Annotated in this window: 25 protein-coding genes; 9 read left to right on the top strand and 16 right to left on the bottom strand. The window is 49.2% G+C overall.

From position 1 onward, the window contains the following. Positions 1-155, bottom strand: a 155-nt coding sequence (locus T411_RS1000000120295) for a transketolase 1 (protein WP_002033483.1), incomplete at its 3' end; no start/stop codon positions are given. Positions 156-251: 96 nt separating this feature from the next. Continuing rightward, positions 252-1,202 (bottom strand): transaldolase, encoded by a 951-nt coding sequence (gene tal / locus T411_RS0113660; RefSeq protein ID WP_000066340.1) that lies wholly within the window; start codon positions 1,200-1,202, stop codon positions 252-254. 580 nt (positions 1,203-1,782) lie between these two features. Here tal and T411_RS0113650 point away from each other — a divergent pair. Then, positions 1,783-2,778 carry a sugar-binding transcriptional regulator gene (locus tag T411_RS0113650; protein ID WP_000078373.1) on the top strand — a complete coding sequence of 332 codons (996 nt, stop codon included), beginning with the start codon at positions 1,783-1,785 and terminating at the stop codon, positions 2,776-2,778. Between the two features lie 84 nt (positions 2,779-2,862). Here the strand turns inward: T411_RS0113650 and sseA are convergent, their stop codons facing one another. From sseA to moeA, 4 genes are all read right to left on the bottom strand, one after another. Beyond that, complete coding sequence (sseA, locus tag T411_RS0113645; RefSeq protein WP_000203689.1) at positions 2,863-3,693, bottom strand: 3-mercaptopyruvate sulfurtransferase; 831 nt, start codon at positions 3,691-3,693, stop codon at positions 2,863-2,865. Positions 3,694-3,714: 21 nt separating this feature from the next. Beyond that, a complete protein-coding gene (locus T411_RS0113640) occupies positions 3,715-4,083 on the bottom strand; it encodes a VOC family protein (RefSeq protein WP_000067605.1) in 369 nt (122 codons plus the stop codon). A gap of 183 nt (positions 4,084-4,266) precedes the next feature. Then, positions 4,267-5,025, bottom strand: coding sequence for a molybdopterin-synthase adenylyltransferase MoeB (gene moeB, locus T411_RS0113635; protein WP_001912253.1), 759 nt, complete (start codon positions 5,023-5,025; stop codon positions 4,267-4,269). Positions 5,026-5,033: 8 nt separating this feature from the next. Beyond that, a complete protein-coding gene (moeA, locus tag T411_RS0113630) occupies positions 5,034-6,269 on the bottom strand; it encodes a molybdopterin molybdotransferase MoeA (protein WP_000501690.1) in 1,236 nt (411 codons plus the stop codon). 151 nt (positions 6,270-6,420) lie between these two features. Here moeA and folE point away from each other — a divergent pair, with 151 nt between their 5' ends. Beyond that, entirely contained in the window at positions 6,421-7,074 is a 654-nt protein-coding gene (folE, locus tag T411_RS0113625) for a GTP cyclohydrolase I FolE (protein ID WP_000016195.1), read from the top strand. Positions 7,075-7,293: 219 nt separating this feature from the next. Here the strand turns inward: folE and msrB are convergent, their stop codons facing one another. From msrB to T411_RS1000000121115, 5 genes are all read right to left on the bottom strand, one after another. Beyond that, positions 7,294-8,430 carry a peptide-methionine (R)-S-oxide reductase MsrB gene (gene msrB, locus T411_RS0113620; protein ID WP_000825397.1) on the bottom strand — a complete coding sequence of 379 codons (1,137 nt, stop codon included), beginning with the start codon at positions 8,428-8,430 and terminating at the stop codon, positions 7,294-7,296. Between the two features lie 175 nt (positions 8,431-8,605). Further along, positions 8,606-10,354, bottom strand: coding sequence for a formate--tetrahydrofolate ligase (locus tag T411_RS0113615; protein WP_000936300.1), 1,749 nt, complete (start codon positions 10,352-10,354; stop codon positions 8,606-8,608). A gap of 230 nt (positions 10,355-10,584) precedes the next feature. Then, positions 10,585-10,995 (bottom strand): large-conductance mechanosensitive channel protein MscL, encoded by a 411-nt coding sequence (mscL, locus tag T411_RS0113610; RefSeq protein ID WP_000054763.1) that lies wholly within the window; start codon positions 10,993-10,995, stop codon positions 10,585-10,587. Between the two features lie 270 nt (positions 10,996-11,265). After that, a complete protein-coding gene (elbB, locus tag T411_RS0113605) occupies positions 11,266-11,916 on the bottom strand; it encodes an isoprenoid biosynthesis glyoxalase ElbB (protein ID WP_000754779.1) in 651 nt (216 codons plus the stop codon). A 4-nt stretch (positions 11,917-11,920) separates the two neighbouring features. Continuing rightward, entirely contained in the window at positions 11,921-12,097 is a 177-nt protein-coding gene (locus T411_RS1000000121115; protein WP_000819276.1) for a hypothetical protein, read from the bottom strand. Between the two features lie 200 nt (positions 12,098-12,297). Here T411_RS1000000121115 and yjjG point away from each other — a divergent pair, with 200 nt between their 5' ends. After that, on the top strand, positions 12,298-12,972 hold the full coding sequence (gene yjjG, locus T411_RS0113595) for a pyrimidine 5'-nucleotidase (protein WP_000872931.1): 675 nt from the start codon (positions 12,298-12,300) through the stop codon (positions 12,970-12,972). 60 nt (positions 12,973-13,032) lie between these two features. Here yjjG and rnk read toward each other — a convergent pair whose 3' ends face one another. From rnk to phnW, 4 genes are all read right to left on the bottom strand, one after another. Then, positions 13,033-13,440, bottom strand: a complete 408-nt coding sequence (rnk, locus tag T411_RS0113590; RefSeq protein ID WP_000080746.1) for a nucleoside diphosphate kinase regulator — start codon at positions 13,438-13,440, stop codon at positions 13,033-13,035. A gap of 164 nt (positions 13,441-13,604) precedes the next feature. Then, complete coding sequence (phnX, locus tag T411_RS0113585) at positions 13,605-14,420, bottom strand: phosphonoacetaldehyde hydrolase (RefSeq protein ID WP_001889086.1); 816 nt, start codon at positions 14,418-14,420, stop codon at positions 13,605-13,607. A 6-nt stretch (positions 14,421-14,426) separates the two neighbouring features. After that, positions 14,427-15,824 (bottom strand): aspartate aminotransferase family protein, encoded by a 1,398-nt coding sequence (locus T411_RS0113580; RefSeq protein ID WP_000846442.1) that lies wholly within the window; start codon positions 15,822-15,824, stop codon positions 14,427-14,429. 17 nt (positions 15,825-15,841) lie between these two features. Continuing rightward, entirely contained in the window at positions 15,842-16,945 is a 1,104-nt protein-coding gene (gene phnW, locus T411_RS0113575) for a 2-aminoethylphosphonate--pyruvate transaminase (RefSeq protein ID WP_000786490.1), read from the bottom strand. Between the two features lie 241 nt (positions 16,946-17,186). Here phnW and T411_RS0113570 point away from each other — a divergent pair, with 241 nt between their 5' ends. The 5 genes from T411_RS0113570 (at position 17,187) to T411_RS0113550 (ending at position 22,917) form a co-directional block, all read left to right on the top strand. After that, positions 17,187-18,197, top strand: a complete 1,011-nt coding sequence (locus T411_RS0113570; RefSeq protein ID WP_001911715.1) for a putative 2-aminoethylphosphonate ABC transporter substrate-binding protein — start codon at positions 17,187-17,189, stop codon at positions 18,195-18,197. Between the two features lie 136 nt (positions 18,198-18,333). Then, positions 18,334-19,506: a putative 2-aminoethylphosphonate ABC transporter ATP-binding protein gene (locus T411_RS0113565; protein WP_000177782.1), complete on the top strand. Its 1,173-nt coding sequence runs from the start codon at positions 18,334-18,336 to the stop codon at positions 19,504-19,506. A gap of 10 nt (positions 19,507-19,516) precedes the next feature. Continuing rightward, entirely contained in the window at positions 19,517-21,217 is a 1,701-nt protein-coding gene (locus T411_RS0113560) for a putative 2-aminoethylphosphonate ABC transporter permease subunit (RefSeq protein ID WP_000935647.1), read from the top strand. A 24-nt stretch (positions 21,218-21,241) separates the two neighbouring features. Continuing rightward, the gene (phnR, locus tag T411_RS0113555) at positions 21,242-21,946 is read left to right on the top strand and encodes a phosphonate utilization transcriptional regulator PhnR (RefSeq protein ID WP_001200476.1); all 705 of its coding nucleotides are present in this window, start codon (positions 21,242-21,244) and stop codon (positions 21,944-21,946) included. 65 nt (positions 21,947-22,011) lie between these two features. Next, positions 22,012-22,917, top strand: a complete 906-nt coding sequence (locus tag T411_RS0113550) for a DMT family transporter (protein ID WP_000009279.1) — start codon at positions 22,012-22,014, stop codon at positions 22,915-22,917. Between the two features lie 99 nt (positions 22,918-23,016). Here T411_RS0113550 and T411_RS0113545 read toward each other — a convergent pair whose 3' ends face one another. After that, a complete protein-coding gene (locus tag T411_RS0113545) occupies positions 23,017-24,489 on the bottom strand; it encodes a peptide MFS transporter (protein ID WP_001882443.1) in 1,473 nt (490 codons plus the stop codon). 218 nt (positions 24,490-24,707) lie between these two features. Here T411_RS0113545 and T411_RS0113540 point away from each other — a divergent pair, with 218 nt between their 5' ends. Continuing rightward, positions 24,708-25,661, top strand: a complete 954-nt coding sequence (locus T411_RS0113540; protein ID WP_001277066.1) for a YdcF family protein — start codon at positions 24,708-24,710, stop codon at positions 25,659-25,661. Positions 25,662-25,697: the final 36 nt, after the last annotated feature.

The following is a 25,697-nucleotide window of genomic DNA, read 5'->3' as shown; positions in this document are numbered from 1 at the left end:
TTTGGGTTTTGTGGGTTGTGGTTTAAGTGTGAACGCCACAGCACTTCGGCGATATCCGCCATGCCCATTGGGGCTCCCGGGTGACCAGAGTTAGCTTTTTGAACGCCGTCCATGCTCAGGGCGCGGATAGCATTGGCAAGTTGTTTGCGATTCATAGTGTTACTCATTTCAATAAAGGAGGTTGAACGGAGTGCGTTCAACAAAAATAAAAAGCAGAAAGAAGCGAGCCGGAGCTCGCTTCAAAATCAGGATTACAGCTTAGCCGCGATCATCGCTTCCAGTTTGCCTTGGTCAACCGCGAAGTTACGGATGCCTTCAGCCAGTTTTTCAACGGCCATAGCGTCTAGGTTGTGTTCCCACAGGAATTCGCTGTGCGTCATTGGAGCAGGGCGAGCTTTAGAGCCTTTTGAGTCAACCAGTTTCGCAACTAATTCGCCTTCAGCCGCTTCAAGCTCAGCCAGTAGCGAAGGTGCGATAGTCAGGCGGTCACAGCCAGCCAGTTCTAGGATCTCACCGATGTTACGGAAGCTAGCGCCCATTACTACGGTTTTGTAGCCGTGCTCTTTGTAGTAGTTGTAGATCTTGGTGACTGACAGTACGCCTGGATCTTCGCTTGCCGCGAAATCACGACCTTCTTTAGCTTTGTACCAGTCCATGATGCGGCCAACGAAAGGAGAGATCAGGAACACCCCTGCTTCAGCACACGCACGCGCTTGTGCGAAAGAGAACAGCAGAGTCAGGTTACAGTTGATGCCTTCTTTCTCAAGAATTTCCGCCGCGCGGATGCCTTCCCAAGTTGAAGCCAGTTTGATCAGGATACGATCGTTGCTGATGCCCGCATCGTTGTACATTTTTACTAGCTGACGTGCTTTCGCTACGCTGCGTTCCATATCGTAAGAAAGACGTGCGTCAACTTCAGTAGAGATACGGCCCGGAATGGTTTTTAGGATTTCTTTACCGATGTTGACCGCCAGCATGTCACAAGTGTCTTGTACTTGTTGTGCTTTGTCGTTGCTTTGAGTTTTTGCGTAGGCGATAGCTTGATCAATCAGAGGTGCGTATTCAGCAATCTGCGCAGCTTTTAGAATCAGAGAAGGGTTAGTGGTTGCGTCTTCTGGCTGGTATTTTTTGATTGCATCAATTTCACCAGTGTCGGCCACGACTGTGGTCAGTTTACGAAGTTGCGCTAATTTATTGCTCATTTCGATCGTCCTATTTCGTTGGGCTTATCTGCCGATGAGGGTCAGATAGGGCAAGCAGTTGAATGACTCAATCACTTTATCCCCTTCCTACTTGAAGCTGCAGCGGTGTTGGCTACGTTCGTTCACCCCAATCACATAGTGCATCTATGCTCATGGGGATGAACTCACTTGCCGCCTACCTGCAACTCCAAGTAGTTTGGGCAGATTTAGAGAGTGCGAGTCAGTAAATGCAAAATTTTCAGCGCCCGAACTTTTGCTCTGAACATTTGCTCGTTCGCTGAGTAAATGATGGAGCCATATTTATCCTATCTGTCGGGAAAGTCAATTCAACAACCCGGTTTATGACGCGTTGAGCGGAGTTTTTTTTCGCCTTCGCAGCCCTTGTTGCCATTAAATCGTTTGCTCAAATTTGGCCTCACTATGGGCCATCTATCAAAGGTGAGAAAACCACACTGAGAAAATGTTATGACTAAGATCATTTGCTCACTCCAAAAAGGCGAGTAACATAGCGCGCATACTGATGTTGAGCTGAATGTTGAGCGCTGCGGCATGCAAGGCCGCGGCCATAGAAGGATAGCCCATGAGCCAAATTCCAGAGATTTCGGTTGAAAGTACCGATCTGCTGACTGAAATCGCCGTCTCTTATTATCAAGATGGCGCAACACAGGAAGAGATTTCCAAAAAATACACCATTTCACGCGCCAAAGTGGGGCGGTTGCTCAAGCAAGCCCGTGATGAGGGGATTGTTGAAATTACTGTGAAATACCATCCGGTGTTCAGCGCCAAAATCGAGCAGCGCTTGATTGAGCGTTTTGGTGTGCGCCGCGCCTTGATTGCCCTTGATCAACCCAATGATGAAGCGCAGCGCCAACAAGTTGCAGGTTTGGTATCCAACTATCTTACCAGCACGCTAAAAAACGGCATGGTAGTGACGGTTGGACAGGGGCGTAATGTGTCAGCCGTAGCGCATCATGTTGGGGTGATCACGCCGCGAGATTGTAAATTTGTGTGCAGCATCGGCGGCATTCACCCACGCGGCGGTATGTTTAACGCTGACCATATTTGTCGTCAACTCGCAAAAAAATACGGCGGCAGCTCGGAAACCTTGTACGCGCCGGCCTACGCAGAAAACCCGGAGCAGAAACGGGTTTTCATGCAAAACAGTACGGTGAAGCAAACCCTCGATCTTGCTCGTAAAGCGGATATCGCACTGGTCGGAATTGGCGATATGAGTGAAAACAGCTACATGGTTGATCTTGGCTGGTTTACGCCGGAAGAGGTGGTGCAATCACGCCTGAATCAAGGTGTGGTCGGTGATTTCGCCGGGCATGACTTTTTTGATGTGCATGGACGTATCGCGAATACCGTGATGAATGATCGCGTGATTGGCTTGGGGATTGACGAGTTCCGCCCAATTGCTGAAGTGATCGCAATTGCCGCAGAAAACAGTAAACCGCTTGCTCTTTTGGGTGCACTGCGCACCGGCGCGATTGATGTGATCGCGACCAGTGTGAGTAACGCTTTGACCGTGCTCAACTTAGATGAGCAGATGCAAACGGCATTATCTGCGTCTTAAATCGCTATTTAATGGATATTTTGTAGGCCAATTTCTGTAGAAAAGAAGTGCAGCGAGCTCCGCTGCACTCTAACGACTTAGACATTACTCAATCGGCAGATCTTGCCGTTGTCCCCATTCTGTCCACGAACCATCGTAAACCGAGAGGTTTTGATAACCGCACACATACGCCGCGAGCAGCACAATACATGCGGTCACGCCTGAGCCGCAGCTAAACAGATATTCTTGTGCTGTCTCGGGCAACATATGAGTCAGTAGCGGGCGTAACTCGGCTTGCTCTTTTAGCTTGTGACCAGTGATGAGCTCTGCAAAAGGCAAGCAGGATGAGCCGGGAATATGCCCACTGCGCACGCCGGGGCGAGGTTCTGGCACTTCACCGAAAAAGCGCGCTAATCCGCGAGCATCAATGGTTTGGCTATGTGGATTATCGATCTGTTTGAGAACATAACTCGCATCAACAAAGGCTTGTGGGTTGAGTTTGCCGTCAAAGTTCCCTTTTGTTGTGGGTTCACGATAGTTTTGAGTGACGTTGTAACCCTGAGCTTTCCATTCGGTTAATCCGCCATTGAGGATATACACCTTGTGGTGTCCCATGGCTTTGAACATCCACCATGCTCGGGGAGAAGCAAAAGTGCCGCTGTTGTCGTACACCACAATAATGGAATCTTGGTTGATACCCAGTTCGCGAGCGAGAGTGTTAAAGCGCTGCTCAGAAGGCATCATGTGCGGCAAGGGCGAATCAGGGTCGCAAAACTCTTTGTCGTAATCAAAGCGCTGCGCGTTGGGAATTTTGTTGATCCAATCTTTTTCAGACTCGGTTGGAATTTGAAACTCGATGCTGCTATCGAGGATCACCAAATTGGGGTCGTGCAGATGTTGTTGCAGCCATTGCGCCGTGACGAGTGGGGAGGTCATTGTTATTCCTTATTTTTGTGATTACCCAATACGTTGACCAATACGCCACAGAACATCACTCGGGTCAACTAAACAAAACTCCAACATGCCCCAAGGTTGAGTGATGAGAGCAGTCACTTTGCTTTCAAAACGCTCTTCCAGTTGCAACGTTTTGACGTGATCGAACCAGCTCTGTGCATCTTCCACTAACAGATGCATCATAGTGTTGCCTTGATGGGGGCGCTGATGGGTGTTTTGCAGCAAAAAAGCGCATTGGCCTAAACGCAAATAAGCCACATCGCCAAATTCTGTAATCAGTTCAAAACCGAGGGATAAGTAAAACTGTTTGGACGTGGTGAAGTCCTGAGCGGGAACGAAAGATTTAATTTCCAAAACGTTGAGATTGGACATGGCTCAGCTCCTCTATTTGATCTTATTCCCATCCTGCTGAAGCTGCAGCCGTGTGAGCAGCAACTCCAAGTCGTGTGGGTATAACTTTAGTCGGCTTTAGAGGATTTAACTTCGCCATCTGGCACAGAATGGGTAGCCAGACCGTGTCAGCGTCGCAAAATTGTGACGTTAATACGGCAGGCGTTAGCTTTGCGGGTGGCAAACTGGACACTGAGGTAACTGCATCAGGTTCATTTCACGCCATGACATGCTCATCGCGTCAAGAATCAAGATCTTACCTTGCTTAGGTGTCCCCAAACCGGTCAACACCTTAATCGCTTCCATCGCCTGAACAGCACCAATAATGCCTACCACTGGAGCCATTATGCCCGCTTCAACACAACTGAGTGCCGATGAGCCGAATAGGGCGCTTAAGCATTGATAGCAAGGCTGCGCGGGATCTTGATACGTAAACACGCTCACTTGGCCTTCCATGCGAATCGCCGCACCGGAAACCAGCGGTGTTTTGTGTTTGAAGCAGAGGCGATTGAGCTGGTTACGCGTGTCGACATTATCGCAAGCATCCAGCACCAGATCGTGGCGTGCAATCAGCACATCCAATTCGTCATCACTCATACGTGCTTGGATCGTTTCTACTTGAAGATGCGGATTGAGTAGACGCAGTGAATCAGCCGCAGAATCCACTTTCGCACGGCCAATATCCGCATCATGGTGTAGTACTTGGCGCTGGAGGTTAGAGAGCTCAACCACATCATCATCAATCAATGTGATGTGACCGACCCCCGCCGTCGCTAGGTATTGGCTACTCGCACAACCCAAACCACCCGCACCGAGGATCAGCACTGAGCTCTGCTTTAGTTTCTCTTGTCCTTCAAAATCAAACGCTTTGAGAATGATCTGTCGGTTGTAACGCAGCATTTCTGCATCGCTGAGAATATCCACCATCACTCCTAGTACAGGGTTGGGTTAAACAGTTGGATTTGAACCGTTTCGCCGACTTCCACGCGGCCACGTTCACGCTCAAGCACCACAAAGCAGTTAGCCAAGCTCATTGAGCGGAACGCGCCAGAGCTTTGGTTGCCGGTGCTTTCCACCACGAATTGGCCATTTTCAATGCGGTAAATTCCCCGTTGGAAATCCGTCCGTCCCGGTGCTTTTTTAAAGGGGCTGCGAGTGATCGCCGGGATCGATTCTGGGGCTTGCCAAGCACTGTGTCCCGCCAATTTGGCAAGCATAGGTTGCACCAGCACGTACATGGTCAGCACAGCGGAAACAGGATTGCCCGGTAAACCGCAGAACCATGCATTTTGCAGCGCGCCAAATGCAAAAGGTTTACCCGGCTTGATTGCCAGTTTCCAAAAACCGATTTCACCCAGCTCTTCCAAAATATCTTTGGTGTAATCGGCTTCACCCACGCTGACGCCGCCGGAGGTGACCACCACATCCGCCAAGCTTTGCGCTTGCTCAAACGTGGCTTTCAGAGTGGCAGGGCAATCTGGCACGATGCCGAGATCAATCGCTTCGCAGCCGAAGTTTTCAATCAAGGGTTTAATGCCGTAGCGGTTGCTGTCGTAAATTTGTCCGGCTTGCAGTGGTTCACCGAGTGGTTTGAGTTCGTCGCCGGTGGAGAAAAACGCGACTTTCGGTTTGCGATAGACGGTGACATGGCTAATGCCGAGAGTCGCAATCATCGGGATATCACGTGCGGTTAAGCGCGCACCGCGTTCCAGCACCACATCATTTTGGCGAATGTCATCACCGGTTGGGCGGATATTGTCATTGAGTTTGACCTCATGCTGGCAGAACACCACACCCTCTTCGGTGATGGTCGCTTGCTCTTGCATGATCACCGCATCACAACCGGCAGGGATTTGTGCACCCGTCATAATGCGCACGCAGGTCATTGGCGGCCATTCTTCTGTAAAGGGTTGACCAGCAAACGATTTTCCTGCAACGGGCAACGGCTTTTGCTGCGCAAGTTCAGCGCGACGGACGGCATAACCATCCATCGCTGAGTTATCAAACGGTGGCACATGAATGGGCGATAAGATCGCCTCGGCGAGCACATAGCCGAGCGCCTCAGGCAGAGGCAAACGTAAAGTGGTTTGCACGGGTTGAATGCGTGACAGCATTTTCTTAAGTGCATCTTCAATCGGCATTAAGCCGGGAGCATCGCAACAGCCCATCGGGAATGTCCTATGTTGTTGTTCTTTTGCGGCAAACTGTAGCACAGAATCCTTCTGCGATGCAGAATCCACGTGAATTTTGGGGTGTAATTGTCGCTAAATCCGAGTATTCTTGTCAGCCATCCGAAAGGGGTATTTAAGAGGTAGAGGAATGTCAGGTCTTAGCGAATCCGCGAAGTTGGTGAAAGATGCGCTAGAGCGCCGAGGGTTGGAAACACCAATGCAGCCCAACTTGGCGACACCAGCAGAGAAAAAGGAAAAAATCGAACAGCATATGCGTGAGATCCTCAACCTGCTCGGACTGGACTTAACGGATGACAGTTTGGAAGAAACCCCACAACGCATCGCTAAGATGTATGTGGATGAGATCTTCTCAGGGTTGGATTATGCCAACTTCCCCAAAATAACTGTTATCGAAAATAAGATGAAAGTGAGTGAGATGGTTAAAGTGAAAGACATCACGCTGACCAGCACGTGTGAACACCACTTAGTCACCATCGATGGCACGGCAGCGGTGGCGTACATCCCGCGCGGCAAAATCATCGGCTTATCGAAAATTAACCGTATTGTGCGCTTTTTTGCCCAGCGTCCGCAGGTGCAAGAGCGTATGACGCAGCAGATCCTAGTTGCGCTGCAAACGTTGCTTGAGTCGGATGATGTGGCAGTTACCATAGATGCGACTCACTATTGCGTGAAATCTCGCGGCGTGATGGATGCAACCAGCGTCACCACAACAACCGCTTTGGGGGGGATTTTTAAATCTAACCCTGCAACGCGTGCGGAATTCCTACACGGTTTGCGTTAATTCATTCTCTTAGTTAATTCATTTTCTTAAAAGTGAATATGAATCAGCCCTCAATTTGAGGGCTGATTGCTTTTCTGGGATAGAAATAGCTATACCCAAACTACTTGGAGTTGCAGGTAGGCGGCAAGTGAGTTCATCCCCATGAGCATAGATACACTATGTGATTGGGGTGAACGAACGTAGCCAACACCGCTGCAGCTTCAAGTAGGAAGGGTATAATTATTTGAATAGAGCTAAATATTCGCCATAGCCTTGCGTTGCCATCTCTTGTTTGGGGATGAAACGCATCGCGGCGGAGTTCATGCAATAGCGCAAACCGGTTGGAGCAGGGCCATCGTTAAACACATGGCCGAGGTGTGAATCGGCAAAGCGGCTACGCACTTCGGTACGCGTGTAGAACAGGCTATTGTCATCTTTGGTGACAATGTAACTTGTATCTATCGGCTTGGTAAAACTCGGCCAACCGGTTTTGGAATCGTACTTGTCGGTGGAAGAGAACAGCGGTTCACCCGAGACGATATCGACATAAATCCCTTCTTCTTTGTTATCCCAATACTCGTTATCAAACGGACGCTCTGTACCGTCGCGTTGAGTCACCTTGTATTGCAAGCTGGTCAGTTTGGCGCGGATCTGATCATCCGATGGGCGGACATAAGCTTTGACGTTCGCTTGCCCATTTTTCTCATCAATCCACTGGCGAAGGGTTTTCGGATTCGTGTTACGGTCAGCGCCGAAAATCTCATCTAAATACTGATCGCGTCCTGATGCGTAGCGATAGTAGTTGTAGCGAACTTTATTCTTCTTGTAGTAGTCCTGATGGTAATCTTCTGCTGGCCAGAACTTTTTAAACTCAATCAACTCGGTTTTGAGTGGCTTTTTGAATATGCCGAGTTGGTCAATCTCCATCATAAAACGTTTAGCCACTTCAAGTTGCTCGGCGTTGTGATAGAAAATCGCCGGGCGATATTGCTCACCTCTATCCACAAACGAGCCTTGATCATCGGTTGGGTCGATGTGTCGGAAAAACTGATCCAGCACTTGTTCATAAGTGACGATCTTCGGGTCAAATGTCACTTGAATGACCTCGATGTGTCCCGTTTTACCCGATGAGACTTGCTTATAAGTCGGGTTATCGACATCTCCACCGGCATAACCTGAAATCACATCCACGACACCGGGAAGTTTCTCCATATCCGATTCCGTACACCAGAAGCAGCCACCAGCCAATGTCGCTTGCTGGTAATTGGCTGAAGTTGAGTCGATGGTACTTGGTTTGGTGTCCGCTTGGCTAAACAGAGAAAGGGTGAGTGCCAGCAAGGCGAAAAGTGGCGCTCCCCAAGTAAAGAGTCGTTTCATGAGCATTTCCTTTTGGTTCTTTACAAAGTTATAGAAAAAGAACGGCAAACTGGATCAGAAATTTCAGCCTTGGAGATAACTTTTTGCCAGAGATAACTTTTTGTTAGGGGAAACTTTTTAGGAAAGAATCACCGTGCTGCTACTAAGAGAAGCACGGGAGTAAGTTGGAAAAGAATTAACTTAAGCCGACGATGTTGCCGTGCTGATCGATATCGAGCGCCATAAAGGAAGGTTTTTCCGGTAAGCCGGGCATGGTCATTACACTGCCACACAAGGCGTAGACAAATTCGGCGCCTGCACATAAACGCAGCTCGCGGATCGGTACGATAAAATCACGTGGCGCGCCTTTGATTGCGGGATCGGTAGAAATCGACAGCGGTGTTTTCGCCAAGCAAACCGCAAGATGATCAAAGCCTTGGGCTTGCAGTGTGGCTAATTGCTGTGCGGCTTTATCATTCAGTGCAATCTCGGCAGCGCCATAACCTTTTACCGCGACCGCTTTGAGTTTTTCATCCAATGGTATGCCTGAATGGTAGAGCGGAGTGAATTTCGTTGGATGTTGACACTGCTCAACCACTTTTTCGGCAAGGAGTTGGGTGCCTTCACCGCCTTTGGCAAAGCCTTCTGAAATGGCTACCGATACACGGTTGGGCAGGGCTTCTATCAGCTTAACCAGTTGTTCCAGTTCTTCGGCACAATCTTGTGGGAAGCGGTTAATCGCTACCACGGCAGGCACACCATACTGGTTAACGTTATCAATATGCCATTTCAAGTTTGCAAAACCGGCTTGCAAAGCGGCGCTGTCTGGCGCGAATAGGGCATCCGGTACCGCTTGGCCGGGGCGTAAATCATACAGGCCTGAGTTGGCTTTTAAGCCGCGTAAGGTGGCGACAATCACCGCACAATCTGGTGTTTTACCGGATGCTTTGGCTTTGATGTTGCACGCTTTCTCAAACCCCATATCGGAGCCAAAACCGCCTTCGGTCACGGTGTAGTCGGCCAAACGGGTGGCAATTTCATCGGCAATGATCGAGGAGTTACCGTGCGCGATATTGGCAAATGGGCCGGCGTGGATCAGTGTTGGGACGCCTTCTAAAGTTTGCATCAAGGTCGGCTCAATCGCTTCTTTCATGCTGACTGCCATTGCGCCAGCTACTTTCAGATCTTCTGTAGTTACCGGATTACCGTCCAAATCATAAGCCAACACCACATTACCGATGCGGCGACGCAAATCACGTAGATCCGAGGCGAGAGCCAGAATCGCCATCAATTCGGAGGCGGCAGAGATATCGAAACCATCTTCGCGCTCATAACCATTAATATTTTTTCCCGGTTCATTGCGGCCGACCGTCACCATGCGCAGCGCGCGATCGTTATGATCCATCACGCGTTTCCATATGACCTGTTTGGAGTCAATGCGCAGCGCTGGCATGCCGGTGCGGCGCTCAAAATCGGCATAGCCGAGGCGCTGCTCGTGATAAATTCGCGCATCAATCGCAGCTGCCGCAAGGTTGTGCGCCGCCGTTACGGCATGAATATCACCGGTTAAATGCAGATTGAGCTCTTCCATAGGTGCAACTTGTGAATAACCACCACCCGCAGCGCCCCCTTTTACCCCAAAAATCGGCCCCATCGAAGGCTGACGAATGCACGCCATGACCGAGTGATTAAGTTTGGCCAACCCTTGTGCTAAACCAATCGTGGTAACGGTTTTACCTTCACCCAGTGGTGTTGGGGTAATCGCAGTGACCAGAATGAATTTACCTTTGGGCTTGTTGGCCAATCGCTCTAGACAATGCAGTGACACTTTGGCTTTATGCTGGCCGTGGCTTTCGTACTCATTCGCGTGCAATCCCGCTTTTTGAGCAATGGTGTCGATAGGCGCTAATGGTGTAGCGCGGCAAATTTCAATATCTGGCAGCATAAAACCCTCATCTAGAGCGGTAAAAATGGTGAGGAAAACGTTTGCGCGCAAATCATAGCGATAAATTGTGGCTTGTAAAGATTCTTATGGAGTGAATTCTGCGAGCGATTGGGATTTTAGCGGATTGCTGATTTTGATCAATTGAAGCACGAGATTTTTACTCTTATTCGGCGCGCTAAAATGGAAAAAGGCGCTCAAGTGAGCGCCTTAGAAGGGGAAATCATCCAGAGTTATTTATCTTGCTGTGCTTTTAACAAATCACGAATTTCAGAAAGCAGTTCTTGATCTTTGGTTGGCGCAGGTGGGGCTTTAGGCGCTTCTTCTTCCTTACGCTTCAAGCTATTGATCGCTTTTAAACCCATGAAAATGGCGAACGCGATAATCGTAAAATCGACCACGGTTTGGATAAATTTGCCGTAGGCAATCACTACAGCAGGGGCATCACCTTGCGCGGCAAGTAACACGAAACTCAGATCGCTAAAATTCACACCACCTAAAATAATACCGATTGGCGGCATAATGATATCGGCCACGAACGATGACACTATTTTGCCAAACGCCGCACCAATGATGATACCGACTGCCATGTCGATCACATTGCCACGAGATGCAAATGCCTTGAACTCTTTAAGTAAGCTCATTGGGTTTTCTCCAAACTGAATAAATAAATTGTTGAATTGAAGGTGACTGCGGTATCAGGAGAAGCCAACGGTTTTCCGCTACCGATTACGTTACCAAGGGTATAGCGCTGTTTGGTTATGCGCAATCTCGTCATCCAGAAATTTTATATACCTAGCATTATTGATGCGGCCGTTTCATTTGTGCAACAAATGACGACTCTGTGTTGGCCTGAGGACAAAAACCAATGCCCACTTAAAGTGGGCATTGTTATCGATTGAGTTTGTGAAACACTATGCCAGTTGCAGTAGGCGCTCAACCAATTTTTCGATACCGGAAGCGGCTTGGGAAATATTCTCTGCCAGCATGTAGGCAGGGGTGGAAAGCACTTTATGTCTTTCATCAAATACGATGCCTTCTACTGGGCAATCCACATGCTGACCACCCAACTGATTAAATGCGGCTGCGGTGCCGTGATCATTGCCAATCGTGCCTTGAGCGGCTTCGCCATAAATCATCGGGATGATGGTTGGGGCAATACAGATATAACCCGCAGGTTTTTGCGCATCCGCAAAAGCAAGACAAGCGGCAGCTACATCCGGGTTGATACTGCACTGTGCGCCTTTCACCGCAAAGTCGGTGAGATTTTTCGCGGCTCCAAACCCGCCTGGGAGCAAAAGTGCATCAAATTCATTCACATTGAGTGTGGCTACATCTTGGATTTTTCCGCGCGCAATGCGGGCAGATTCCACCAACACATTGCGTGTTTCTGGCATCTCTTCACCCGTGAGGTGGTTAATGACATGCATCTGCTGCACATTCGGCGCAAAGCAGTGCCAACTGGCTCCTTGTTTCTCGATGGCATGCAGCGCAAGCACCGATTCGTGGATCTCTGCTCCATCGAATACTCCACAGCCACTGAGAATAACCGCGACTTTCTTCATGACATTAATCCTCCATAGATTGCTTATGCGCCTTAGACGTGTCGGTGAGATGGTCTTGAGCCATCGAGGAAGGAGTGTCATGCTCCGCGCCATCTTCTGCCGCTGAATACTCTTCCTGATCGGGGTAACGTTTGACCACAAACGGGATCAACATCACTACTGACGGGAAAAAACGCTTCATAACCACTCCTTCTGCCGTTCAATGTATCGCTTCACGGCTCTTTATAAAAAGAAATGTCGGGCTACTTTTTGCGCTAAGTCACCGAATCTATCGGTTGGCGGAAATAAATTACATATTTGCTGGTGGTTTAACAAAATGATAACCATGTTCATTCGCCGCGAAAAACACTACACTGTCGGCCTGATTTTAAGGAGATCATCATGAAGTACGATTGGATCTTATTTGACGCTGACGAGACCTTGTTTCATTTCGATGCTTTTAAAGGCATGCAGCTGATGTTCGCGCGCAAAGGCGTGGAATTTACCGAACAAGATTTTCACCAATACCAAGAAGTGAATAAACCGCTGTGGGTGGATTACCAAAACGGCGATATTACTGCCGCGCAGCTCAAACATACGCGCTTTGCGGGTTGGGCTGAAAAGCTTAATACCACCACTGACGAGCTTAATAGTGCATTTTTACAAGCCATGGCGGATATTTGTACCTTGCTACCGGGCGCGATGGAGTTGATGCAGGCGCTACAAGGTAAAGCGCGTTTGGGCATTATCACCAACGGTTTTACCGAGCTACAAGATGTTCGGCTGGCTAAAACCGGCATGACTGACTTTTTTGATCAGATTGTGATTTCTGAAGAAGTCGGGATTGCTAAACCCGATGCTGGCATTTTTGCCCACGCACTAGAGCGTATGGGCAACCCAACCAAAAGCCGAGTGCTGATGGTCGGGGATAATCCACATTCTGACATTCTAGGTGGCTTGAATTTTGGCATCGAAACTTGCTGGCTCAATGTTCATCAGCACCCGAAACCAGATGGCATTACGCCACATTATGAAGTGACTTCACTGCATGAACTGAGAGAGATTTTGTTGGCGTAATGCCATGAATAAGCGAGGCGCTCCTGGTGCAAAGTGAACCACCTTGCACCAGATACCTGATTAACGGTGGAATTCGCCAGCGCGTTCAGGTTGATAGACGATATCGATGATTTCGAGGGTTTTGAGAGTACCGCCCGGCATTGGCCAAGCCAGTTGTTGACCGACTGCTAAACCAAGCAATGCGCTTCCCACAGGGGCGAAAATCGAAACATCCGCGCTGCTTTTCACATCGTTTGGATACACCAAGGTTTTTTCCATCACTTCATCGCTGCCCAAAAATTTAAAGCGCACCGTAGAATTCATAGTGACGACATCCTCTGGCATCTCTGCAGGTTCGAGCACAGTGGCGCGATCCAATTCTTCTTCCAGTTTCTCTAGCTCTGGCGACAAAGTGGCTAGGTTATCCATCAACTGGCTGATTCTGTCCATATCGCGAGTGGACACCACGATAGTATTAAGTTGAGACATTTTATTCCTCCCAAATAAATACCGCCCTGAAAACAGGGCGGTATCAATCAGTTTTGTTAAGTTGTCGGACTAACCATAGCTCGCATAGCAGAAGATTTCAAGTCCCCAATAGATAACCAGATTTTTAGAAGGGGGACGAGAAATAGAGTAAACGAACTGACCACTTAAGGGCGTTCACCGGCTAATAATCTTTGCTCAATTTGCGCGAGCACGGCAGGCAAGTCTGCAACCGTATCGATCAAATAATGCGGTTTTGCCTGTTGCAGTTTGGCTTGTGCACGTTCGCGCGCCGCTTGTAGCGTTTGGTCATCAGCATGTTGGTACTCTTCAAGGGTTAACCCGGCTTCGTTGCCTGACAGCAGTAAACCAACCGTCCACATCCCCGCATTATGACCTTCCTCGATGCCGGGCAGGGCATCATCGACTTTCACACAAGCGCGTACATCGGTCACGCCAAGCTCAATGACATTTTTGAGTGCCATAAAAGGGGCGGGGCGGCCACCTTGCGCTAAATCATCGGTAGCAACCACATAATCAGGACGATAACCGTAATCGGCAGCCGCAGCGATCAGCACATCCATCACTTGGCGTGGATAACCAGAGCAAGAGCCGATTTTGATCCCGCGCGATCGGATCTGCTCAACCACTTCAAGTGAGTGAGGAATCGGTGCAGCGTGATCGGCGACTTTGGCGATTTGCAGCGGCATAAAGGCGGCGTAAATCGCATCAATATCGCTGGCTTGCATCGGGCGTCCAAATTGCTTCTGCCAGCGCTGCGCAACGGTTGGGAGTTTTCCGACGGCTTCAATGTGCTGCCATTTGCCCAGTCCCATCGGCTCGCGAGCCTCGGCAAGGCTAATCTCAAAATCAAAGCCTTGCTTGAAAGCTTCAACAAAAATCGAGGTCGGCGCAAAGGATCCAAAATCCACAATAGTGCCAGCCCAATCGAAAATAACGGCTTGAATCGGAGAGTTCATCATTTTTCCTTAATATGAGTAATTCATTTGCTGGCTAATTGCGAGCAAAGCGGAATAGAGAATATCGAGAGCTTGATCCAGCTCTTGGCGTGAAATGATCAATGGCGGGCTAAGTTGAATCACATTGCCTTGTGAGACTTTAAAGCTCAGCCCATGACGTAAGCAGTGATAGAGTATGGCCTCGGCTTCATCGTGAGCACGCTGTTTGGTGTGGCGATCGATCACCAGTTCGATGCCCCAAAGCAATCCGATACCGCGCACATCCCCAATCAGTGAAAATTGCTGCTGCATTTGACTAAGACGTTGACGCATATAAATGCTATCAGCATGCACTTTGGCGAGTAAGTTGTGCTGCTCAATCACTTCAATCGTGGCTAATGCTGCAGCGCAGCCGAGTGGGCTTTTTTCATGGGTGTAGTGACCCAAAGAAACTTGTGCAGCCGTGTTGTATTTTTCTTTGGTAAGTAGGGCGGCAATCGGGATAAGCCCAGCCCCCAAACCTTTGCCGATACACAAAATATCGGGCTCGATGCCGAACGCTTGGTGAGTAAACCACTCACCGCTGCGCCCCATACCGTTGGGAATGTCATCAATGATCAAAAGCACATTGTGTTTATCGCAGATCTCCCTTACGCGTTGCCAATAGGCGCGGCTTGGTACTTGTACATCGGTATTGCGTACCGCTTCGGCGATGAATGCGCCAATGCCGCCTTCTTTTTCAATCACGTATTCCAAGTAATCGGCGTAGTGCACATCGCTGCCGTCTTCTCGGGGAAATGCACCGCGATAGGTGATAGCCGGAGGAATGCGCTCCACGCCTGCCATCAGTGGCCCCATGCCTTGGCGGAAACAAGCTTCGCCGCCAACGGAGATCGCATCCAGCGACGCGCCATGAAAAGCATCCCACAAACTGACCACTTTAAAATTCTGCGTGATATGACGCGCTAATTTGAGCGCCATACCAATCACTGAAGTACCGCCGGGAGCAAACAGCACTCGGTTTAGCTCACCGCCAGCAATCTCCGTGAGCTTTTCTGCGCAGCGAATCGCGGTTTCATGGGTAAAACGGCGCGGGGCGAAAGGTAAGGTTTGCATCTGTTCGGTGATTTTTTCGATCACCTGCGGATGACCATGACCGAGTTGATGCACATTATTGCCATGAAAATCGAGATAACTTTTCCCTGATACATCATACAAATAGCAGCCCGCTGCACTGGCCAATGGAGCGAGGCAAGGTGTGGACATGGCTTGATGCAGAAACACATTCGCGTCACGTTGTAATAAATTCTGAGTAGTTTCATCATTCACATGCGTTAGCCAGTCGCGACGTGCGGCGGTGGTATTGATATCACCTTCACTACGCCAGTGAGTTGGGCTATATGACGAGAGGGGATCGAATGTTTTCATCGGATTTTCCTAACCGTTTACGCTTGTTGCCAATATATTGCGTGCTGCATGGCGCTCAGTAGGCGCTCAATATCTTGCGGATACACCTCACCAATATTGCCAATCCGAAAACAGTCGGCGTGACTGACTTTGCCGGGATAAATCACAAAGCCTTGCTGTTTTAAGCGCTGATAAAACTCGGCAAACTGGTAATCCGAATGTTCAGGTGAATAGAAAGAGGTGATGATGGGGGAATGTAGCTTTTCTGGGAGTAACGGGGCAAAACCCAGTTCACGCATGCCTTTCACCAATTGGGTCTGATTGGTCTGATAACGCTGATAGCGCGCCGCGATGCCACCTTCGCTCTCCAACTCAAGTAACGCTTGGTAGAACGCACGAACCGTATGAGTGGGAGAGGTAAAACGCCACTTGCCGTGATTTTTCTCCATACATTGCCATTGGTCGAACAAATCTAAAGTGAGTGAGCGTGCGCGGCCTTGGCACTGTTCAAGCTCGCTGCGTTTGGCAATCACAAAACCAAATCCCGGCACCCCTTGAATGCATTTGTTGGCTGAGCTGATCATAAAATCGATACCCAGAGCACCAATATCCATCGGAATACCGCCAAAGCTCGACATCGCATCGAGAATCACACGCTTGCCATGCTGTTTAGCGATCTTAGCCACCTCAGCAATCGGGTTCAGCATGCCGGTGGTGGTTTCGCAGTGCACAATCGCCACATGCGTAATTGCCGGATCATGGGTCAGCACATCGGCAATCTCATCAAGATTAGGCTGCGCCGTTTCTCCGGGAGCAATAACACGACATGCGATATTCAGGTACTGCGCGATTTGCGCGATGCGTGCGCCATAAGCACCGTTATCAATCACGAGCAGCTTATCGGTGGGTAACATCACGCTTCCAATGGTGGCTTCTACCGAAGCGGTGCCACTGCCTTGCATCAACACCGAGGTGTAACCGGATTGTGTGGTGGCCAGTGTGACGAGTTTGCGGCGGATCACTTCAACAATTTCTAAGTTGTAATCATCATCCCAAGTACACCAGTCTTTAAGCATGGCTTCACGCACGGATTCTGAGGTGGAAAGCGGTCCCGGTGTCAGCAGTAGATAAGCATTCTTCATGTTATTCCTTTTTTGGACTATACCAATAAATTTAACGCTATCTAACAACGAGAAACGCACGCGGTAAACCCTTCGAAGGCGAATTTCATAAAAGTTTCATAACCGCACATGCCGGAAAAATGGCATAAAAAGAACCTAAAAACGTCGTGAAACTGCCAATTTTTCTTCATCGAATCGTCACATAGACTGGGTAGGGTAAATAACAATTCTGGTACATACCAAATTCAATCAATTGGAGAGGATGATGAACAAGCGTATATTGAAAGGAACCTTAACAGCGATCGCAGCACTTATGTCTGCTCATGCGTTTGCGGGACAAGAAGTCACGGTGTATACCGCATTTGAAACCGATCTGCTGGCGAAATACAAAAGCGCTTTTGAAAAAGAGAACCCAGATATTGAGATTAAGTGGGTGCGCGATTCAACTGGGATCATGACGGCCAAACTGCTGGCTGAAAAAGACAACCCACGTGCAGAAGTGGTGTGGGGATTGGCTGGATCTTCAATGGCTCTCCTCAAAGATCAAGGAGTGCTAAAACCTTACACACCCAAAGGAGCGAACGAGTTACGAGCTAATTTGAACGATCCGCAGGCTCAGCAAGCTTGGTATGGCAACGATGCTTTTTTTAACGCGGTATGCTTTAACGAAGCGGTGGCAAAACAGCTGAATTTACCTAAGCCACAGAGTTGGGAAGATTTGACTAACCCTGTCTACAAAGGCCACATTGCGATGCCTAACCCTGCATCTTCCGGCACGGGGTACATGCAAGTTTCCGCATGGCTGCAAAACATGGGCGAAGATAAAGCGTGGGATTACATGCAACGCCTTGATCAAAATATTGCCCATTACACACATTCTGGCTCAAAACCTTGTGTTCAAGCGGGGATGGGAGAGGTTGCGATCGGCATATCAATGGCAACGCGTGGCGCAAAACTCAAAACCCAAGGCGCACCGTTGGATGTGATTGTACCAAACGGTATTGGCTGGGAATCCGAAGCGGTAGGGCTCGTCAAAGAAAGTGATGCGGCAAAGCGTGTGGTCGATTGGTCTGTCTCGAAAGCGGCAAATGAGCTGTATATTGAGAGCTATCCTATCGTTGGCCATCAGGACGTCAGCAAGCAAGTGCCGAATTATCCGAATGTTGAAAAAGTGATGGCGAAGATGGACTTCACGCAAATGGGCGTCGATCGTGCCCGCGTGCTGCAAACCTGGTCTGAAAAGTTTGATGCTAAATCGGAACCCAAATCTTAACTTGTTCATCAAAGGAGGCGAAAGCCTCCTTTTTACCTAACTGTCATCAGATGGTCACGCATCAGCGATAAAACTGTCACTGCATTGCAATAAAGCCTTGTTAATTTTGGACTATACCAAATTAAAGGTGACTTTTATGACCATGCATCATCCTAATTTACAGCAGCACGATCGACCACAAGCGATCAGCAGAAGCTACCTCGATATTCGTCATGTGGTAAAACAGTTTGGCTCATTTACCGCGTTGAAAGAGATCAGTTTATCGATTGAAAAAGGCGAGTTTGTCTGCTTTCTTGGCCCTTCTGGCTGTGGCAAAACCACCTTGTTGCGCGCCATCGCAGGGTTAGATCTTCCCACCTCTGGCACCATCCACCAAAACCAGCAAGCGATTACTTTTTTACCACCCGAGCAGCGTGATTTCGGCATCGTGTTCCAATCTTATGCTCTATTTCCCAATTTAACGGTGGAAGAAAACATCGCCATCGGTTTGCGTAATCAAGGCATGTCAGTCCGTGATGCGTTAGAGAAAGTGGAGCAGTGGTTGGAGATGATCGGGCTCGCCACATCGGCACAAAAATACCCAAGCCAGCTCTCTGGCGGTCAGCAGCAGCGGGTCGCGTTAGCGCGTGCTTTGGCATTATCGCCGGGGTTATTACTGCTTGATGAACCGCTTTCCGCTCTCGATGCCAAGGTAAGAACGCATTTGCGCGAAGAAATTTGCCAACTGCAACGTAAATTGGGCATTACCACCATCATGGTCACGCATGATCAAGAAGAAGCGTTAACCATGGCGGATCGCATTGTGGTGATGAACCACGGGGTGATTGAGCAAGTTGGTACGCCGCAAGAGATCTACCAAAAGCCCGCCAGCCGTTTTGTGGCTGAGTTTGTTGGCACGATGAATTTTATTCCCGTTTCCATGGCGAGTTCCCAGCAACTGCGTATTGCTGAATCCCTTATTGCTTTGCCCAAAATCGAAAATTATACGCCTTGCCAAGGTGAACAATTTGATTTGGCTGTGCGCCCTGAAAATCTAGAGCTGGTTACGCGCTACAACGAGGCCATTCCAGTCGTCATTCGCCATTTGGAGTTTCTTGGCGCGTTTTATCGAGTCGAATGTGTGTTTCAAGGTGAGCGTTTGGCTCCGCCCGTGTATGTCGATTTACCGATCACACAGGTACAAACCATGAATTTAAAAGCGGGAGATGTTCGATATTTGGCATTGAGAGCAGGGCAGTTGCGTGCGTACCGTCGTAAGGTCATGTCGACAACGCCAGCAGCTACAGCCAGCTGTGCTTATGCGGCTTAAGGAGAAGAGTATGTTGAATGTTGCTCGTACTTTTTCAGTGCGGATATTGCCGCATTGGAGCCGCGATAGCCTAATTTTATCGACCACCTTATTGATCCTGCTATCACTGATGCTGTTGTTTATTGTCGCGCCGTTGGCCGCTATGTTGTTGAAAAGCGTGCAAAATGGGCAGGGTGAATTTGTCGGGCTCGCTTACTTCGCCCAATATTTTTCCTCGGCAGCGCTCTGGCAATCTTTGCGCAACACCTTAGTGCTTGGTATCAGTGTGACGGCGATTGTCGGTATCCTCGCGTTTGGTTACGCCTATGCGTTAACGCGCTCCTGCATGCCGGGAAAACATCTGTTTCGAGTGTTAGGCAGTGCGCCGATTCTCGCGCCTTCATTACTGCCCGCGATCAGTCTGATTTTTCTATTTGGTAATCAAGGCATGCTCAAGAGTTGGCTCGGCGGTGAATCCATTTATGGTGGCTTAGGTATTACGCTCGGGTTGATTTTCTGGACATTTCCGCATGCTTTGATGATTCTGACCACCTCGCTGAGCACCTCAGATGCTCGTCTGTATGAAGCGGCGAGGGCGCTGAAAACATCCCCCATCAAAACGTTTTTTATTGTCACGCTACCGGCAGCCAAGTATGGGTTGATCAGCGCCTTGATCGTTGTGTTTACCTTGGTGGTGTGTGATTTCGGCGTACCGAAAGTGATTGGTGGCAGCTATAACGTGCTTGCAACGGACATTTTCAAGCAAGTAGTGGGGCAGCAAAATTTCGCGATGGGCGCGGTGACCAGTATTGTGCTGTTGCTACCCGCCGTGTTTGCGTTTATTGCCGATCGCTGGGTGCAGAAAAAACAGCAAAGCCTATTTGATACCCGTTCTGTGGCTTACCAACCAGCGCCACATCGGCTGCGTGATGGTTTATGTCTGCTCTATTGTGTGCTGATTTGTGTGGCGATTGTGGCGGTATTAGCCACGGCGGTGTACGGCTCACTGGTGACGTTTTGGCCGTGGAATACAGCGCTGACACTCAAACATTACCAATTTGCCGAAACCAGTGCCTATGGTTGGAGCCCGTATTTTAACTCACTCACCCTAGCCAGCTTAACCGCACTGTGTGGGACGGTGATCATTTTTCTCGGCGCTTACAGTATTGAAAAAGGGCGAGTGTTCGCGCTGCTGCGTCAGGCGATGCAGATGCTGAGTATGGTACCGATGGCGGTTCCCGGCTTAGTGCTGGGTTTAGGTTACATCTTCTTTTTCAATCACGCGTCTAATCCGCTCAATGGCTTGTACGGTGGCATGCTGCTTTTGGTGATCAATACCGTGGTGCATTACTACACGGTGGGGCATATGACGGCGGTTACCGCGCTTAAACAGTTGCCACCTGAATTGGAGGCGACGGCGGCCTCCATCAAGCTGCCGCAATACCGCTTACTTTGGAAAGTGACGTTACCTGTCTCCTTGCCTGCGGTATTGGACATTGCTAGCTATTTGTTTATTAATGCATTAACCACCACTTCTGCGGTAGTATTCCTCTACTCAACCGACACCGTACCCGCATCGGTTGCGGTATTGAATATGGATGATGCCGGGCAGACGGGCGCCGCCGCTGCCATGGCGGTGATGATTATGCTCTCGGCCGCGTTAGCCAAATTGCTGCATGTGGGATTAGAGTTTGGATTGTTTGGCCGCCTGCAAGCTTGGCGCAAGCGTTAGTGGAAAGAGGCAATAGGATCGCAAGTGCAATACGTAAAAATTAAAGATGCCATCGTAGAGCAGATTGATGCCGGCATGCTGATGCCGCGCCAAAAGCTCCCCGCTGAGCGCAAGTTAGCCGAATCATTTGATACCACGCGAGTCACCTTGCGTGAGGCGCTTTCCCTGCTCGAAGCTGAAGGAAAGATTTACCGTGAAGATCGCCGCGGTTGGTTTATTTCGCCCGCGCCTTTACGCTATGACCCCACTCAAACGCTCAACTTTACTAATATGGCGTTGGCGCAAAATCGCCAGCCGAAAACGGAGTTGGTGTCTGCCAAAGCGGTGATCGCCAACAAGCAGGCGACTCGTCTTTTAAAACTCAAACCGTTTTCGGATGTGTATCGCGTAGACCGTGTGCGTTATTTGGATAACCGACCTGTGGTGTATGTCACCAACTACATTCGCCCAGAGCTGTTTCCAAACCTGCTCGATTTTGATCTGTCGCAGTCACTCACCGATCTCTATCGTGAACACTATGCGACACAATACCAGACGATTCACTACCGTATATCCACCAGCTCGTTACTGGGTGAAATGGCTCAAGCCCTGCGCGCAACGTCAGGTACACCGGCAATGGTGGTGGAGCGGGTCAACTATAACCAGAAAGGCGAGTTGATTGATTGTGATATTGAATACTGGCGTCACGATGCCATTACCATTGAATCCATCGCAGAATTAAAGCGTTAATCCATTTCGCGAAAGCGCAGATTGCTTGCCCTGTCGATGACTGGGCTTTTTGACAAGGTTGTCGTATGTCTTTTATGCCTATCATCTTAGTACTGTTTTCTGCACTGTTGCATGCGGGTTGGAATATCATCGGCAAGCGCTACCAAAGCTCGGGTCCTTCTTTCTTCCTTGGTGCCACTTCAGCGACCTCACTGCTCCTCACGCCTTATATTGTGTGGTATTTCACTAAGATTGGTTGGTCAACGCTGCCGACTCAATTTTGGTTACTCTTGGTGGTAAGTGGGCTGAGCCAAATGGTGTACATGCTGGGGCTGGCCTTTGCTTACAGCAAAGTGGATATCGGCATTGCTTATCCTTTAGCACGCGGATTGCCCGTATTGTTGGTTGGGGCAGGCACTGTGATGCTGGGCTATGACTTACAGCTTAACCAGTGGCTGGGATTTGCGTTGATCACACTCGGCTGCTTGATGATCCCGCTGCAAAAATTTCGTCAGTTCCGTTTCGCCGATTATGCCAACCTCGGCATTGTGTGGGCTCTGGTCGCAGCGCTAGGCACGGCGGGATATTCGATTATCGATAAAGAAGCGCTGGCGATCATAGAACAGACCGTAGGCTCACAAATGCCTGCCAGTTACTCTGCCGTGCTTTATTTGGGGATTCAATTTTGGGCAATGTGCATACCACTGGCGATCTGGTATTTGCTCACTGGTCAACGCGCTCCATTTGTTGAAGCATGGCGCATTCGTTATACCGCGACCCTCGCGGGATTGATGATGGGGGGAACTTATAGCTTGGTTCTCTATGCCATGACGTTGACCGAAAACGTCAGTTTTATTGTCGCACTGCGTCAAACCAGCATCGTGTTTGGACTGTTTATGGGGATCGCATTTCTTGGAGAGCGTTGGTACGTAACTCGTTTACTCGGCGTTAGCGCGATTGTGGCAGGGTTGGTTGTTGCCTTCGCCAGATAAGAATAACTGGATAAAAGAAATGGCCCGCAGGCCATTTCATCAATCATCAGCAGTCGCATTGCCATCTCTGGTTTGTGCGATGGTCTGATTCACCACTTGTTAAGCTTGCTTATCTTGGATACTTGGTGAATTCACATCTGCGGCGGCAAGCATTTTACGGATCAGGACAGATGCAAGCAGAGCCACACCCACCATGACGACTGCGAGTACCGTTAGCAGTTTGAAGTAGTCGCCGTAAATGATCTGTACGATCTGCTGCGTCACCACTTGGCCTTTTTCTAACGCGATGGAAGTCGAGAACACCGCGCCAATAATGCCACTGAGCGCCATCGCAATATAAAACAAGCTCACTGAGAAGTTCTCAATCTGCTTGGGGGCAACGGACAGAATAAACGCCACCACTAAGCTTCCCACCACGACTTCGGCAAACGCTTGGAAGAAATGGATCACCAAGAACACTTCTGGGCGGATAATTGCCTCTTCACCAACGGTGGAAACGGCAAACGTCAGAATGCCAAATGAAATAGCGGTTAGCACAAAGGCAAACGCGATTTTGGTTGCGGTTGAGAAGGTAATGCCACGCTTTTCTAGTGTAGGAAACAGATAGGAAATGACGGGACCTGCCACGATACACCAGAGTGGATTCATGGCCATCGAGGCTTCCGGCGCAATCGGGATGATGCCAAACAGCTCGCCGCGCATGGTATTAATCGTGACCATGGTCATTGAGGTCATCATTTGCCCGTAATACACAAAGAAGCAGGTGGTCAGCACCGTCACAATCAAGATGGTGCCCATTTTGAGAGCTTCCGCGCGGCGAGCTTTCAACATCAAATTGATGAAATAGACAATCGCCGCAAGCCCAATCGCATACACGATGTTTTGGCCAATCACCATGTTGGAAAACATGAAGAAAACCAACCCAACCATCGCTAATGAAAGTAGGGTGAACGCTATCCAATTGCCCATGCTGACGGATTGCTGATCTTTCTCGCTGGCCACTTCAATCAGTGGACGACGCATCACCACTAGGGTGATGGTGGCTAAGGTTGCCATTAATGCAGAAAGCGCGAAGCTGCCGTGAAAACCCAGCAGCAACACTAGCATTGGAAACAGGTATTGTCCCAAAAGTGCGCCGACGTTGTTGACCGAATAGTTTACGGGATAGCCATTATTGAAATCTTCTTCACTGGCAAAAGTACGTTTGTACAAGCTTGGATAAGAAGGTGACATTAAGCCGCGAGCGTAGCTGGCCAAAGCGATGCCAACCAGACTTAAAGGAACATGGGTGGATGACGCACCCAAAACCAATAAAGCGTAACCGATCGCAAACGTTACGTAGGAAATGGCCAATGAACGATACGCACCGAGAAATTTATCGGCAATAAAGCCTCCGGCGATGGCAAACAGGGGCCCAATCGACGAGAATGCACCCACGACCATCATGGTATCGGCTTCGCTGTAGTTGAGATCTTCCAAGAAGAAGCGAGTTAAGATCACCATAACGCCGTAGAACGAGAGGCCAAACATCATTTGGCAGAACATCATTGATTTATTGAGTCTATTCCACATATCGGTCTGTTTCTTTGCATTAAGCTGGTGTATATCTCTAAACTAAGTGTTTACATCAGCATCTAATAAAATAAGGGCGCGATTATGGCAGAAAAAATCCGTGATGCACTCATTTTCTCTATCGCAACGATTGGGTGGTGTTGGTCGGTGATGAGGGGAGAATGAATTTATTTTCCTATACCGGTTTCTAATACTGAACGTCAGAGAGGCAAGATTGAATGTCAGCAGTGTGTCCGATTTATGTGGTGCTTGGTAAACGTCTTAATGCTAACCAACTGACATTAGAAGGCAAAAGCCGCGTCGATGGATTGATCTCTGCGTTACAGTGTCACGAAAATACGGCGGCACGAGTGGTCTTTTGCGGGGGCATTACTCTCGGTCAGACGGTGTCTGAAGCAAAGCGAATGCATGAGTATTTTGAGCAACGTCGCCAACAATTAGGGCTGTCATTCCCACAAATCGATGTACTGCTTGAGCAAGAATCCACCAGCACAGTGGAAAATATTGAGCATGTGGCGCAGGTATTATTGGAAAGTGGTGTTGTGCAGCGCGGTGAAACACTTGCCTTGACCTTGGTATCCAATGACTATCACCTCAAACGAATTTTTGAAATCCAGCAACTGATGGATGAACAAGGCTTGTTACGTAAGTTGATTGAGCGCTGTGCGCAGTCTGGCGTCCGGTTAGAGATAGCGCGCGATCTTAAGGCTCATCTTTGCGTGCCGTATCCTCACCAAAACCCGCAAGGCTTACGTTTTTTGTGGGTCGATGAACTGACGACTTATCGTGTTTTTCTTGAAGGCGTCGTGGCAAACGCTTTCCAAAGGTCGCTCACGCAAGTTCAGCAGCAGCCTTATTGGATTGCGCAAAAAGCGATCGCCGAACTTCGCCACACCATGAGTGAAGAGCCCAGATTACTGTCATTGCTCGATGTGATTGAAACCGTCGTGGAGTCCACGGTTTACCAGATTCAGCATGGTCAAGTTAGTCATGAGCACGTTAACCATGAGCAAGTTAACCATAGCCTAGCGGTAAATCATTCCACCATGGACAGTCAGATAGATCAGCAGTCGTTTTGTGAAGCGTTGGCTATCTTGGATACTGAACTGACGTTATTGAACCGTTTGTGCGATCCCGAGCTCGAACGTTCAGGACGTTGGTGGAAGCGCTAACCGAAAGTGCGCTAACCGAAAGCGCGCCAATGAAAA

It is taken from the genome of Vibrio cholerae ATCC 14035, assembly GCF_000621645.1.
GTDB lineage: Bacteria > Pseudomonadota > Gammaproteobacteria > Enterobacterales > Vibrionaceae > Vibrio > Vibrio cholerae.
Note: the sequence above shows the minus strand (reverse complement) of the source record. Positions and strands in the feature narration are given on the sequence as shown.

What these genes read in the sequence shown, in the direction of transcription:
- T411_RS0113570 (WP_001911715.1), top strand. Translation starts at nt 17,187, where the DNA reads ATGATGAACAAGCGTATATTGAAAGGAACCTTAACAGCGATCGCAGCA.
- T411_RS0113560 (WP_000935647.1), top strand. Translation starts at nt 19,517, where the DNA reads ATGTTGAATGTTGCTCGTACTTTTTCAGTGCGGATATTGCCGCATTGG.
- tal (WP_000066340.1), bottom strand. Translation starts at nt 1,202, where the DNA reads ATGAGCAATAAATTAGCGCAACTTCGTAAACTGACCACAGTCGTGGCC.
- T411_RS0113640 (WP_000067605.1), bottom strand. Translation starts at nt 4,083, where the DNA reads ATGTCCAATCTCAACGTTTTGGAAATTAAATCTTTCGTTCCCGCTCAG.
- T411_RS0113550 (WP_000009279.1), top strand. Translation starts at nt 22,012, where the DNA reads ATGTCTTTTATGCCTATCATCTTAGTACTGTTTTCTGCACTGTTGCAT.
- rnk (WP_000080746.1), bottom strand. Translation starts at nt 13,440, where the DNA reads ATGTCTCAACTTAATACTATCGTGGTGTCCACTCGCGATATGGACAGA.
- T411_RS0113540 (WP_001277066.1), top strand. Translation starts at nt 24,708, where the DNA reads ATGTCAGCAGTGTGTCCGATTTATGTGGTGCTTGGTAAACGTCTTAAT.
- mscL (WP_000054763.1), bottom strand. Translation starts at nt 10,995, where the DNA reads ATGAGCTTACTTAAAGAGTTCAAGGCATTTGCATCTCGTGGCAATGTG.
- T411_RS0113615 (WP_000936300.1), bottom strand. Translation starts at nt 10,354, where the DNA reads ATGCTGCCAGATATTGAAATTTGCCGCGCTACACCATTAGCGCCTATC.
- msrB (WP_000825397.1), bottom strand. Translation starts at nt 8,430, where the DNA reads ATGAAACGACTCTTTACTTGGGGAGCGCCACTTTTCGCCTTGCTGGCA.
- T411_RS0113565 (WP_000177782.1), top strand. Translation starts at nt 18,334, where the DNA reads ATGACCATGCATCATCCTAATTTACAGCAGCACGATCGACCACAAGCG.
- sseA (WP_000203689.1), bottom strand. Translation starts at nt 3,693, where the DNA reads ATGACCTCCCCACTCGTCACGGCGCAATGGCTGCAACAACATCTGCAC.
- phnX (WP_001889086.1), bottom strand. Translation starts at nt 14,420, where the DNA reads ATGATGAACTCTCCGATTCAAGCCGTTATTTTCGATTGGGCTGGCACT.
- moeA (WP_000501690.1), bottom strand. Translation starts at nt 6,269, where the DNA reads ATGGGCTGTTGCGATGCTCCCGGCTTAATGCCGATTGAAGATGCACTT.
- T411_RS1000000121115 (WP_000819276.1), bottom strand. Translation starts at nt 12,097, where the DNA reads ATGAAGCGTTTTTTCCCGTCAGTAGTGATGTTGATCCCGTTTGTGGTC.
- elbB (WP_000754779.1), bottom strand. Translation starts at nt 11,916, where the DNA reads ATGAAGAAAGTCGCGGTTATTCTCAGTGGCTGTGGAGTATTCGATGGA.
- T411_RS0113650 (WP_000078373.1), top strand. Translation starts at nt 1,783, where the DNA reads ATGAGCCAAATTCCAGAGATTTCGGTTGAAAGTACCGATCTGCTGACT.
- T411_RS0113545 (WP_001882443.1), bottom strand. Translation starts at nt 24,489, where the DNA reads ATGTGGAATAGACTCAATAAATCAATGATGTTCTGCCAAATGATGTTT.
- T411_RS0113580 (WP_000846442.1), bottom strand. Translation starts at nt 15,824, where the DNA reads ATGAAAACATTCGATCCCCTCTCGTCATATAGCCCAACTCACTGGCGT.
- phnW (WP_000786490.1), bottom strand. Translation starts at nt 16,945, where the DNA reads ATGAAGAATGCTTATCTACTGCTGACACCGGGACCGCTTTCCACCTCA.
- folE (WP_000016195.1), top strand. Translation starts at nt 6,421, where the DNA reads ATGTCAGGTCTTAGCGAATCCGCGAAGTTGGTGAAAGATGCGCTAGAG.
- yjjG (WP_000872931.1), top strand. Translation starts at nt 12,298, where the DNA reads ATGAAGTACGATTGGATCTTATTTGACGCTGACGAGACCTTGTTTCAT.